Genomic DNA, 10190 nt, shown 5'->3' with positions numbered 1-10190 from the left:
GGGCTTTCAGCTGCAGTTGGAAGACGTGGACGGACTGTGAAGGTGCGGCAATTGGCAAACCTTAACAAGCGGGAACAAGCGAGCTGTGCTGCATCGGTCGATGCCCTTGCGCCGCTTCGATACAGCCAATTCATCAGGATGAAGCGGGCTCACGCTGCCCTAATGAATGGGCGCAGATGAGCGTCGCGCAACATCGACGCCCGCACCTCACTGCTACACGTGCAGTTCTCATGGTCGATCAGATGCACGAAGCGGTGATGCACGTCGGTCTGCTCCAGTGGGCTACTACATAGACGGGCAAGCATAGGTTTGCATTTTTGCTGAACCTATGGTTTCGCAAGGGCTGAAAACCTATGGTCGCAATGGCCTAGGGGCAGAGCTGGCGTCCGCGGCTCATTGGCCCTCGCCAACGGCCGAGGCGGCAAGCACAGTCCTGATGGCGGTCCAAACTTGTCGGTCCTTGACAAATAAGGAGGCCACTTAGGTGCCCCACGAAGGTTCGCGGCCTTGAGAGTCGGGCGAAGCATGCCGTTGGCGTTAGCGACTCAGGAGCAGTAGTGGTCGACATCGCCAGAGTTACATCCGCCCTACCTACGATAGGCCTTCCCAATCCCTTGTCCTGCTAGCTGTGTACTAATCCCTACCACTGCGAGCTGCGAGCTGCAGGCACCCCTACATGCGTCAACGCTGGCGTCAGGCAGGCGTACGTCGCCCGTCGTTTTGGGGCCACCATAGCCAACCCTCAATAGCTCAGCCTTCGCGCAGTGGCCAGCGCATAGGCTTTCAATCGAAACTCGATAAGAGAGTCGCCCGCAAACGACATTCCCGATGGAAGCACCCCGGGATGGAATGACACGCTGCGTTCGATAGGCTGGTCCTCGACAAGGTTCTGGACAACGATCTCCCCCAGAAGCACCGTCTCCAACAGTTCGCCCAAAGACCGAGTCAGATCATCCAGCTCGCTGCTTCTCGAAGGAATGAGCAACGTAACGTCAAAGCGCGCAACGCCCGACGAAAGAATTCTCTCAAGATCATCATCAAAGCAATCCGGGCCGGAAAGCGCCGCAACGTCGGGCTTGCTCAAGCCAGATATCGCAATTCGGCCCACACGCTCGCTTCCGTCTGGTGCTACGAGCCGATAAGGATGCAGCATGTGATAAGTGAGGCATGAGTATCCGGCAAGCGGGCTCGCCGAGCGCTTCTCCACAAAGGATCGTGCCGCCTGGCTGCTGCCCAGGTGAGCGATCAATCGATCAAGTGCACTCTGTTGCTCGTTCAGTGCCTCGATGAAGTCGAGGAAGCCTTCGGCGGTGCCGGCCGGGAACCCCTCGATGGAGTGGCCGATGAGCTCCAGCGCAGACGGATGGCCGATCTTCACTGCCATTCCTCGTGGCGCCGCAGCCGCAGAATCCTGGGCAACATTGCAGTCCGGACCGGAATCAGAGAATCGAACGAGCACCGTCTGCTCACCACTACTGAAAATTGGCGCGCAGCACACATGTGCAGCTACGTCCGACGGGCGAAAGAACCCGCTCACAAGCGCACCCCGGGCGTGGTTAACACGGCAGCCGGCGCGGACATCCGCGCCAGCGTGCAGAGCATCAACGAGCCTTTCTGAAATGTGATTCGTCATACCAGGGAAGCCCCGAACGGCAGTGGATTCAGGCCAAGCCCGGGTTGAGGGCGATGTGCTTGTACTCCTGGAAGTCTTCGAGCGCTGCCAGGCCGTTCAGCCTTCCCAGGCCGGATTGCTTGAATCCGCCTTCTTCCGTGCTGTCGTAGACCTTTGCCCAGTCATTGATCCAGATCGAGCCGGCGTCGATGGCCTGGGCCACTCTCAGAGAACGATCGAGGTCCCGGGTCCAGACACTGGCGGCAAGCCCATACTCGTTGTCATTTGCGAGCTGTACTGCCTCAGCCTCATTGGAAAACCGCTGGAGGGTGAGCACCGGGCCAAAGGTCTCCTGCTGGATGATCGGGAGTTGATTTTCCACAACCTCCAACAGTGCGGGCATGAAGAATGCTCCGGTTGCCAGCGGGCCCTCCTTGATCGGACCGCCGCGAACCACGGCTCGGGCACCAGACGCTATGGCATCCAGGACGACGCGCTCTACCCGATCGACATTCGCACGATCAATCAGGGGCCCCATGTCACTGGTGGGATCGGCGGCCGGCCCCACCTTGACCGCCTTCAAACGCTCGGCCAAACCCTCGCGGACCTCGTCGTACACGGCATCTTGCACCAGTAGCCGCGATCCGGTCATGCAGAACTGACCACTGAACACTGTGAGTGCCTTCTCAAGCACCGGAAGCGCCGCGGCGACATCTGCGTCGTCAAACACGATCATGGGTGTTTTTCCGCCCAGTTCCATTCCGAAGCGCTTCAGATGCTGTGCCCCTGTACTGCTGATGGCGCGCCCAGTTCGGGTCGAACCGGTGAAGCTGACAACGGGAACATCGGGTGTCTCGACCAAGTACGCGGACCCTTCAGAACCACTTTCAAAGAAGAGGTTGATGACGCCGGGAGGGAGATCAGTGGCCTCGGACATGATGTCCGCCATGACACTCGCCGTCAGCGCCACCTGTCCCGGTAGCTTGATTACGGTCGTGCATCCGGCAGCGAGTGCAGGAGCCAGTGATCGGATTGTCAGGACGACCGGAGAATTCCATGGCGCAATGACGGCAGCGACCCCCATCGGCTGTCGAAGTATCATCGAGATAGCACCGGGTGAAGGCTTGACGGTACGACCACTCTCAACCAGAGCCGTCGCCGCTGAGTAGCGCAGCTTGCTCGGAACCATATCAAGCTCGAATGCGGCTTCCCCTTTCACCTTTCCATTCTCAAGTGAAAGTATGTCGAGCAACTTCTCACGATTGCGTTCGAACGCGCTCGCAAGCTGCTCCAACACCTTTGCCCTCAATGAGGCATCGTGCGCCCACCTGGTTTCCTTGAAAGCCCGTTTCGCTGCCTTCACAGCCGAACGGGCTGCTGCCAGCCCGTTGTCGCGATAGCTGCCAATTGCGTTGTAGGTTGCAGGGTCGATGGATTCCTTTTCCACGCCTTCGCGGATCCGAACTCCTCCAATCCAGTTGGATGCGAAACGAGTGGGGGCGTCATTGGTATTGCTTGTCATCGTCGGATTTCTCTTGATTGGGGGAGAGCGCATTGAGAACTTCCGCCTCCGACGGAGGCGGGATCAGCGCAGGCGATGCTTCTTCGGAATCCTGCTGGTCAACATCGAGAGGGTGCGTTTCACCAGCGGCTCGGCGATGTTGGTGACGATTGGAACGATCAGTGCAGTCGAGCCCAGGACGCGGAGCGGCAAGGGCCAGCCTCTCAGCGCATCACCCAGCAGAAGCAGCACGGCGAGCACGGTGGGATATACAGCCAACCAGACCAGCACGGTCCGCTTCAGACGCTCCAGAAGCGCCGTGGAGCTAGGAAACTGTCCCACTTCTGATCCAGTGCGCAATGCGTTCGGCCAGCATGATCACCGTGGGATTTGTCGCGACAGATGGAACATCGGGGAAGATCGATGCATCGACGACGCGCAGGCTGCCGATGCCTCGTACACGACCCTGGTAGTCCGTAACTGCCTCGATATCGTCGCTCGCGCCCATCGGTACGGTGGAGGTCGGGTGGTGGTAAACGTCCAGCGCCGACGGAAGTGATGCTTCCAACGCCTCGGTCGTGGTCACTGCGGCGCCAGGTACGAGCTCCTGTGCAATGATCTCCGCAAGAGGAGGCTGGCTGGCTATGCGACGAACGATGTGGATTCCCTCCACCATCAGTTCCCTGTCCACTGCTTCGTCCAGGATGTTCAGCCGAATGACCGGAGCGGATGAGGGATCCCTGTCACGCAGCGTCAGCGTTCCCGTTGATCGCGGACGAGTGAGCGCGATCGCCATCATGAAGATGGCACCTGTCGGCGAGCTGGCAGGGTCCCCGTAGTGCACTGCGCTCACGTGCAGGTCACGGTCGTTCTCCTTGGCCTTGGAAGACTTTGCCCAGAGAATCGCACCAACGGGAGGAATCGGGAGCCCGAGCCGATCGGGATGTGCCGCCCAGCTGGTGAAGAAGAACGGGTGCTCCTGCAGCTTCTTCCCGACAGGAAGGTCCGCCACGGTGGCAATGCCGAGTTTCCCGAGTTCCTCGCCAGGGCCGATGCCGGATCTCAGGAGGATCGCCGGTGATCCATAGGCGCCCGCCGACAGGATGATCTCCGTTGCGCTGATACGCTCTCCGCTGGAAAGCAGAATCGCTTTGGCATTCCCGTCTTCGATCAGGACGCGATCGACCAACGTGTCGGCAAGGATCGTAAGGTTTGCGCGGGCTCTGACCGCATCTGACAGGTAGGTCATTCCGACGTTGAGCCGCTGGCCCATCCGGTTGTTCATTGGATAAGGGCCTGCACCCAACGTGTGCTCACCGTTGAAGTCAGCTGCGTAGGGGAATCCCTCGAGCACGGCTGATTCGATGAATGCCCGCTGCATGTCAGAGATTTCGTCGATCTGCAGCTGATGAATCGGCTCCGGCCCGTTGCGACCATGCCAACGGTCTTCTCCCGATACGGTGCGTTCGCTGAGACGGAAGAAGGGCAGGACATCGGTCGCGGTCCAGTGCGGCAGACCGCGAGCGGTCCAACGTTCGAAGTCAGCCGCAGGCGCTCGCATCCAGACGCCCGCATTGACAGCAGACGAGCCGCCCAGCACTTTGCCTCGCGGAACCTGGAAGGCTCTTTCGCCCCAGCCCGGTTCGGAGACGAAGCCCCAATCGTGTTCTGGATCGCCGCCGATCACCGTCTGGAGTCGTACGGCGTCGGGGTAGTGCTGTGGCGAGTAGGCACTGCCCGCTTCAACAAGAAGGACCTGGCGAGCCTGGTCCTCACTCAGGCGGCTCGCGAGGACCGCGCCAGCGGAGCCGCCGCCGACGATGATGACGTCGTACGTTGCTGTCTCTGGCGTGTTCGCTGATTCAATGATCTGTGAGTCAGGACGTCTGTTCATGTTCACTCCGATATTGGCTGTCAGGCGCGGTGCCAGCGGAACGCGCGCTACCACTGCAATCGTTGGTGCGAGGGGGCGATTGCGGAAGTCAGGCAGCAGTCGTATGTTTGCGGACAATATGTCCGGAATCTTTTCGCTCGAATCATTCAGTGGGCTGCTCGCCTTCTCCGCGACCGTGGAGTCGGGGAGCTTTGCTGCGGCCGGCCGGAAGCTGGGGCTCTCAGCCTCGGCTGTTGGCAAGGCGGTCGAACGGCTGGAGCTGAGACTTGGCTCGCGTCTGCTCAATCGCACAACCCGTTCGTTGGCACTTACCGGCGAAGGAGAGGTTCTATACCGGTACGTTGCGAAGGTGCTTAGAGACCTCGGTGAGGCGGAGCGGGAATTGAATCTGGTGCAGAGCACGCCCAGAGGGCGTCTGCGGATCAGTGTTCCAACGGTCATGGGCCGAAGAATCGTGCTCCCGGCGCTGCGTGAGTTCCAGGCGAGCTTCCCGGACATCACCATCGACATCCAACTCGATGACATGAAGGTCGATGTCGTTGAAGAAGGATTCGATGTTGTACTGCGACTGGGGGACCTGGAGGTTTCAAATCTTCAGGCCAAGCCACTCGGCCGGCACACCTTCATTACCTGCGCCTCTCCCGAGTATCTGGCGCGGCATGGAACGCCCCTCGTGCCCGATGATCTGCACGCGCATTGCTGTGTGCACTATAGGTTTCCGACTACCGGGCGACCTGAGGAATGGGCGTTCAGGGCTTCCGATCACTCACGGCCGATCAAGCCTGGAATCATCCTTAACGACGGAGAGGCGCTGGCATCAGCAGCATTGGGTGGACTGGGAATTGTGCAAGCACCAAGCTATCTGGTCAGGACAGATGTTGATGCCGGGCGATTGCATGAAGTGCTCGGCCAGTACACCCAGCCACGTGGACAGATTTGGCTACTTTGGCCTCCAAGAAGTGCTGATGTCCCTAGAGTCAGAGCATTCATCGACTTCATTGCCGACCGCGTTCGCCAGAGACTCCAGGCTTAGAGTCCGCCGGGGACTGCTGATGACTCATCCAGCGCTACGGCGAGCTTCCACTGATCTGATGGGTGTGCCCGGATCTGCACCAGGCACACCCGTGCCAGTTCACGCTGCACTGCGACGTGCGTCAATGCTCAGCAGGCCTGGGCCCGTGCACGCCAGGAGCAGGAAGCCACCGGTCATCGCGATGTTCTTGAGGAACATGATCAGCTGAGTCTGGTCCGAGAACTGATGGTGGAAGACGATCGCCGTCACCAGGCTGAAGCCTGCCAGGAGGATTGCCGTGATACGCGTGTGGAATCCCAGGATGATCAGCGCTGCGCTGCCAATTTCGAAGGCGATGGTTGGCCACAGCAACAGGCTCGGTACACCCATCACTTCCATGTAACCGGCGATGGCATCCGCGCTACCGATCTTCGACAGGCCCGACAGCAGGAAGACGACGACCATCAGCGTGCGGGCAATCGCCGTGGCGGTGGATTGAAGGGAAGTATTCATGTTCATGGCTCACGGCTGACGAGGAGGGTTGGTGGTGGAAAAGATGTAACGAGCGAATCGCCATTGCCCATCCTTGCCACGGTGGAGCAGGAAGATTTCCTGATTGGCTTCCGCCCCCGCCGGTCCATCCGAGGCCAGTACTTTTACCGTTCCGTTGGACCGCGTGCGGGCAAAGGCCCAGTCCCGCGACAGCGGTTGGATCTCATCAATGCTGAAGTCGATACTCAACCGGATTGTCTTGAAGATCTGTTGATAGGCAGATCGGATTGCTCCGGTCCCCGCTACCGGCAGACTGTGCTGCGGCATGAAGACCGCATCGTCCGAGTAGAGGCGCATTACAGCGTCGACGTCAGAGTTGTTGAGCGCTTGCTCATAGCGCTCAAGCTGACGGGTGATTGCCGTAGTGTCCGGGGTTGGCATGGCAGTCTTGCCAGAGGCCAGAGCTGCGAAAGGAGACAGCGCCAGTAGAACGGCGAGTGAGGCGAAGCAGGTACGCATGGGAATTCTCCAGTATCTGTGAGAGGTCAAAGCTGTACGACGAACTTGCCGACGGCCGCATTGCTTTCCATCAGTCGATGGGCCTGCCGCACGTCGTCGAAATCAAAGGTCCTGGTACGCAATGATGGGATCCGGCCGACGGCGATCTCCTGCGCAATCCAGCGAAGCGGGGATTCGATCAGCGGCAATGCTGCGGTTCCAAGCAGTCCACTCGGGAAGAAGTTCAGATGGACCGCGCCAGGTAGGTCCTGCATCAGGTGGAACGACTCGAGTACCGGCGCACCACCCAGAAGGCCAATGACCGATGCACCACCAAAGGGGCGAAGCGTTTTGACCGAGTCTCGAAGCGTTGCTGCGCCAACAACCTCCAGTACGGCGTCCACACCGCTTGGCACCGACCGTCGAACCAGGCCCGCGATCTCTCCGGTATCGACGATGACCTCGTCAGCACCCGCTTCCTTCAGCCGCGCTTCGTTACTCACCGTGCGCGTGGTGGCAATGACATTCAGTCCGCGTGCCTTCGCGTAGGCAACGCTGGCCATGCCGACTGCCGACGTAGCACCTCGCACCAGCAAGGTTTGCCCGCTCTGGATCTGGAGGCTGCGATCCAGCGCACCCCAGGCTGTCAGATAGGACTCCGGCAGTGCAGCGAGCTCGTCCCAGGCAAGGTCGATGCCGTCAAGTGAGATGAGATTCTGTGCAAGCACGCTTACCTGTTCGGCATAGCTGCCTGGGCGGCTGAACTGCAGTCCACCCATGGCCGTTGCGACCCGCTGTCCCGTGCGGAAGGTGCCGCTCGGATCCCGGATGACTTCACCCACGGCCTCGATACCGGGCACAACAGGGCTATCGATCGGGCCCATCTTGCCTTGGCGTCGATAGACCTCGGCACGATTCAACCCGAATGCGCGGACCCTGACGAGTACCTCATCGTTGTTGCTCTCGGGTGCGCCAATGTCGCGCAGCTGCAGAACCTCGGGGCCGCCGGCCTGTTCAATCACATATGCCTTCATGACGGATTCCTCAGGAGCGCGGCTGATTGGTGGCGAACAGGTAGCGATGGATCTTCCACTCACCGGCCTCGAGGCGGAACACGAACAACTCGTTGTTGCCTTCAGTAACCTCGACGTCGGCGGCCAGGATTCGGGTGCGGCCTGCAGAGCTCGTGCGGACCCATGCCCACTCGCCAACCTGGACGACTTCGTGGATGTCGAAGGTCACGTTGAGCTTGATGGTGGCGAATACCTGCTCATAGCCCGCACGGACGGCCTCACGCCCCTCCAGGGCAGGCGCGTTCTGCGGCATGAAGACCGGTTCGGCGCTGTAGAGGCTCAGGATGGTGTCGGTGTCGTTGCCATTCAGGGCGGTTTCGTAGGACTTGAGAACTGCTGCAATAGACATGGGATGCTCCAGTTGGCTCACCGGGGATCGGTGGCGTGGAGCAACTTTGCTGGTTTCAAAAATGAGATAGAAGCCTCATATTTGATATAACCCCTGCCATAAATGAGAGGCTGGATCGTGGACTTGAACGCCGTGCAGATGTTTGTCGCAGTGGTGCAGGCAGGAAGCATTTCGGCTGCAGCCGAGCGACTCAAGCTGCCTCTGCCTACCGTGAGTAGGCGGGTTCGCGAGCTTGAGCGCGAGTTGAGCGTTCAGCTGTTGGAGCGGTCGGCCCGAGGCACCCGCCTGACCGATGCAGGCGCACGCTTGTACGAGCACGCCGTACGCGGGATCGAACTGCTCGCAGAGGCGCAGCAAGCTGTGGTCAGCGACCAGGCGCGTCTAAAGGGACGGTTGAGGTTGTCACTTCCACCTGCGTTCGAGCCTTGGTGGGAGCTGCTGTCGCGGTTCCAGCTGCAATACCCGGACATTCAACTGCAGGTCCATACCACCGAACGGCGCATCGATCTGATAGAAGACGGGATCGACGTTGCGCTCCGCGTCGGTACCATAACTCATGAAGCCATGGTGGCGAGACGGGTTCTGGAGTATCGCCATCTACTTGTTGCGTCTCCAGCACTGATAGAGCGTCTTGGGGTTCCGAGATCGATCGACGATCTTCATCAATTCCCGTGCGCCACTTGGGTCTTGGGTGCAAATGCACGGGGTCGTTGGCTAATTGGGGGACACTCCGTTGAACCTCGCAGTGTCCTCGCCACGAACGACTATGCACATCTACGCAGCCGCGCTCTGGCTGGAGACGTCGTGACTGAGCTGCCCCCCTTCTTGGCGGCAGATGCAATCCGCGCGGGAGACCTCGTGGAATTTCTGCCCCAGTGTCCATTGCCCCAACAGCAGATTCACCTGCTGTATCCATCGCATCGGCATCCTTCCTCAATCATCAGGACCTATCTGGACTTCTGCCAGGCCGAGATCTCTTTGATCAGCAAGGACTGGCTGCAGCAAGGGGCGGTAGGCGCATGACCTCCCCCCGTGTGAGCAGAGGTTGCAGCAACTACCTGTCTAACGACCAAAGGTGGGCTGGCACACTAGTCGCTCTGAGGATGCACGGCTTAAGGCCGATCCGTTCGACGCGTCTGCATTCGGCCAGAAGCAGCCGTTGGTTGCACAGGGCAGTTTCGCCGTCTGCTCGATCAAGCAGGTTCGGTTCTCACTTGGCCAAGTGAACTCACTAGCAGGGGGAGAAGCGAACCCTGCGCCTGAAGATTCAAGGGTGCATCTTTCTTCTGCGTTTTCGTCGCAGCCTACGGAGGCGCTCTGCCTCGTATCTGCAGTTCTGACGGTGGGCAACCCAAACAGCAAGAGCTGTCAAGGTGACGCAATAGATGATAACGATGCCCGCAAAGAGACTCATTTGCTGAAAAGTAGTCCAAGACTCGAAGGGGCCCATCGCGGCATCCTGATCAAGAGGTAGCGCTCAAGTGGAAAAGGCCTCGATTTCAGCCGTCTCCGCAACATCATCAGCTCAAGCTTAGCTCTTGAGCGGGCGGGAATGTGCACCTCGAATGATGTGTTTGCGGTGCAACCGGTAGGCTTCTGCGGGCTCTATGGATGCAATGTGCGGGCAGCGTAGCTGCATTGCTGGCATCCTCAATTAGACGTCATGGATCGAGCTTGACTGGACCGGCCAGGATTTCGTAGACATCTCAGAGCCATAATCAATGGAAGCGAGAGAGGTGCCTATGGCAAGCAAGCAGTA

The 10190-nt window shown here is 59.6% G+C and carries 10 protein-coding genes; 2 read left to right on the top strand and 8 right to left on the bottom strand.

The window, feature by feature from the left end; translation table 11 throughout:
- Window positions 1-742 precede the first annotated feature (742 nt).
- The 4 genes from DBR20_RS04010 to DBR20_RS03995 form a co-directional block, all read right to left on the bottom strand.
- Window positions 743-1633: a catalase gene (locus DBR20_RS04010; protein WP_108265272.1), complete on the bottom strand. Its 891-nt coding sequence runs from the start codon at window positions 1631-1633 to the stop codon at window positions 743-745.
- A 28-nt stretch (window positions 1634-1661) separates the two neighbouring features.
- Window positions 1662-3134, bottom strand: coding sequence for an aldehyde dehydrogenase family protein (locus DBR20_RS04005; protein WP_108265271.1), 1473 nt, complete (start codon window positions 3132-3134; stop codon window positions 1662-1664).
- 63 nt (window positions 3135-3197) lie between these two features.
- Window positions 3198-3404 carry a hypothetical protein gene (locus DBR20_RS04000; RefSeq protein WP_108265270.1) on the bottom strand — a complete coding sequence of 69 codons (207 nt, stop codon included), beginning with the start codon at window positions 3402-3404 and terminating at the stop codon, window positions 3198-3200.
- 34 nt (window positions 3405-3438) lie between these two features.
- Window positions 3439-5007: a GMC family oxidoreductase N-terminal domain-containing protein gene (locus tag DBR20_RS03995; RefSeq protein ID WP_108265269.1), complete on the bottom strand. Its 1569-nt coding sequence runs from the start codon at window positions 5005-5007 to the stop codon at window positions 3439-3441.
- A 103-nt stretch (window positions 5008-5110) separates the two neighbouring features.
- Here DBR20_RS03995 and DBR20_RS03990 point away from each other — a divergent pair, with 103 nt between their 5' ends.
- Window positions 5111-6040 carry a LysR family transcriptional regulator gene (locus tag DBR20_RS03990; RefSeq protein ID WP_219927783.1) on the top strand — a complete coding sequence of 310 codons (930 nt, stop codon included), beginning with the start codon at window positions 5111-5113 and terminating at the stop codon, window positions 6038-6040.
- A gap of 99 nt (window positions 6041-6139) precedes the next feature.
- Here DBR20_RS03990 and DBR20_RS03985 read toward each other — a convergent pair whose 3' ends face one another.
- From DBR20_RS03985 to DBR20_RS03970, 4 genes are read right to left on the bottom strand one after another with little or no spacing between them, the layout of a single operon-like run.
- Window positions 6140-6532 carry a DoxX family protein gene (locus DBR20_RS03985; RefSeq protein WP_108265268.1) on the bottom strand — a complete coding sequence of 131 codons (393 nt, stop codon included), beginning with the start codon at window positions 6530-6532 and terminating at the stop codon, window positions 6140-6142.
- 9 nt (window positions 6533-6541) lie between these two features.
- Window positions 6542-7030 (bottom strand): SgcJ/EcaC family oxidoreductase, encoded by a 489-nt coding sequence (locus tag DBR20_RS03980; RefSeq protein ID WP_108265267.1) that lies wholly within the window; start codon window positions 7028-7030, stop codon window positions 6542-6544.
- Window positions 7031-7056: 26 nt separating this feature from the next.
- Window positions 7057-8043, bottom strand: coding sequence for a zinc-binding dehydrogenase (locus tag DBR20_RS03975; RefSeq protein WP_108265266.1), 987 nt, complete (start codon window positions 8041-8043; stop codon window positions 7057-7059).
- 10 nt (window positions 8044-8053) lie between these two features.
- Entirely contained in the window at window positions 8054-8431 is a 378-nt protein-coding gene (locus DBR20_RS03970) for a nuclear transport factor 2 family protein (RefSeq protein WP_108265265.1), read from the bottom strand.
- 132 nt (window positions 8432-8563) lie between these two features.
- Here DBR20_RS03970 and DBR20_RS03965 point away from each other — a divergent pair, with 132 nt between their 5' ends.
- Window positions 8564-9454, top strand: coding sequence for a LysR family transcriptional regulator (locus DBR20_RS03965; RefSeq protein WP_230110688.1), 891 nt, complete (start codon window positions 8564-8566; stop codon window positions 9452-9454).
- Window positions 9455-10190: the final 736 nt, after the last annotated feature.

The sequence above is a fragment of the Stenotrophomonas sp. HMWF023 genome (assembly GCF_003060985.1).
Taxonomy (GTDB): Bacteria; Pseudomonadota; Gammaproteobacteria; order Xanthomonadales; family Xanthomonadaceae; genus Stenotrophomonas; species Stenotrophomonas lactitubi.
Note: the sequence above shows the minus strand (reverse complement) of the source record. Positions and strands in the feature narration are given on the sequence as shown.